The organism is Streptomyces sp. NPDC031274 (assembly GCF_055570235.1).
This window is the reverse complement of record NZ_JBVIHP010000397.1, coordinates 1-1,129: the sequence shown is the minus strand read 5'-3', so window position 1 is coordinate 1,129 and position 1,129 is coordinate 1. Positions and strand designations below refer to the sequence as shown.

General features: G+C 72.5%; 1 pseudogene. It reads left to right on the top strand.

Annotated features, from left to right (window positions below):
- Positions 1 to 921: pseudogene (locus tag ACZ5CR_RS46660) on the top strand (DUF2637 domain-containing protein); the annotation flags it as partial.
- Positions 922 to 1,129 lie beyond the last annotated feature (208 nt).

Here is a 1,129-nt window from a genome sequence, read left to right as displayed (position 1 = left end):
ATCTACCAGGCCCGCCTCCAGGCCCGCTTCGGCCGCTCCTGGCGCCGCAAGGCCCCCGTGGAGTCCCTGATGCCGCTGCGCCTGGCGCGGTTCGGTGTGCCGCTCGCGGAGACCGCGCCCGCGGGGCTCGCGGCGGCGGGGATCGAGCCCGCGCTGCTTCCGCCTGCGCCGGTGCCGGTGGCGGCGCCTACGGAGTCGCAGCAGCCGGAGCTGGCGGCGGCGCCTGCGCAGGTGCCTGTGCCACCGCAGACCGAGCAGGTGCAGGGGCAGGAGCAGGCGCCCCAGTCGGAGCAGCGGCAGCCCGAACCCGAGCCCGAGGGGGCGCACGTGAGCCCGTGGTTCGCGGCTCAGCAGCCTTCTTACGTCCCTGAAGAGCCGCACGACCAGTGGTACGCGGACCAGCAGGCGTACGCGGATCAGCAGGCCTATGCCGACCAGCAGGCCTACCTGGAGCAGCAGCAGGCGTACTTCGACGAGCACGGGAACCCTGCGGCTGCTCCTCCCGAGTCCGAGTTCCAGGTCCCGGCGGGGCCCGGCCGCACTCGCCCGCTCGGCGGTCAGCACCTGATTCCTGGCCCGCGTGAGGAGCAGGCTCCCGAGGACGAGATGCGGGACGAGGCGCGGGACCAGGTGCGGGACGAGGTGCGGGTGAACGCACCGGAGGAGCTGGGGCCGCTGCCCGACGCGTCCGGCCTTCCGGACGACGTCTCGCGCGAGGACGCGTACTTCGCCGCGTTCCGCAAGTACGTGAGCGAGCTCGGGGACTATCCCAACGCCCGCCAGTTCGGCCTGTACTTGATGGACCTGTACGGCGTCACCGGCCAGGCGGGCGGCCCTCCCGCGGAGAGCACGCTGCGCCCGTACCTGCGTGATTTCCGGGGGCGTTACCAGGAGGACCTGGACTCGGAGTACAGCGCCTAGCGGCTGCGGGCGCGGGCGCGGCCCCTCGCCGCGCTCTCCCTTACGCCCGTCGCTTGGCGGCGTAGCTCATGCCGCCCCCGACAAGCCCGCCGCTTCGCTGCGGATATCTCCCGCCCCCCCCATTACCTTCTTCGTAGCCCCGCAATGGGGTTACCGGCCTTCGGAGTTGGCATGACTACCTCCCCTTGTCGAACGGATGGCCTGGGGG